Origin of the sequence: Streptomyces sp. NRRL B-24484 (assembly GCF_000717715.1) — a bacterium.
In the GTDB taxonomy this organism is placed as follows: Bacteria; Actinomycetota; Actinomycetes; order Streptomycetales; family Streptomycetaceae; genus Kitasatospora.
On the sequence record NZ_JOAI01000160.1, the window covers coordinates 1 to 552 of the forward strand.

A 552-nucleotide genomic window follows, 5' to 3' on the forward strand; every position below is an offset into this window, starting at 1 on the left:
CGCCGGGATCACCGCCGACTACGACGCCGGCGTGCTGACCCTGAAGATCCCGGTCGCCGAGAAGGCCAAGCCCCGCAAGGTCGCGATCAGCCACAGCGGAAGCCGCAAGCAGATCCAGGCCTGACCCGCTCCCCAGTGCCGTTCCGGCCGCCCCAGATCTCTCCCCCCTCGATCGAAAGGGGCGGCCGGAACACCCCCGACCGCCGGACCGGCCTACCCGCAGCGACGCACAAACGCCATGAACGGCCAGAGCAACCAGCCCTTCATCGTGCGGGCGCACGGCGAGATCGACCTCGACACCGCCCCCGCGCTGCGCCGTGCTCCGGCCACCGCGCTCGAGTCGCACCGGGAGGTGGTGCTGGATCTGTCGGAGGTGATGCGGCTGCTCAAGCTGACCGGTCTGCACCGGCGTCTGGCCGTCGAGCCCGGAGATCGCGCGGGCGCGCCGGGCCTCGGGACGGAGGGAGTAAGCGCGATGACGCTTCGATGGGAGGCGTTCCTGGAGGAGGTCCGGGAGCGCGGTGAGTACGACACCCCACAGGAGGCCGAGCG

Annotated in this window: 2 pseudogenes; both read left to right on the forward strand. The window is 71.4% G+C overall.

Features of this window, described 5'->3' with window-relative positions:
- Window positions 1-124 (forward strand): annotated as a pseudogene (locus tag IE98_RS0141735) (Hsp20/alpha crystallin family protein); the annotation flags it as partial.
- A gap of 114 nt (window positions 125-238) precedes the next feature.
- Window positions 239-552 (forward strand): annotated as a pseudogene (locus IE98_RS44070) (hypothetical protein); the annotation flags it as partial.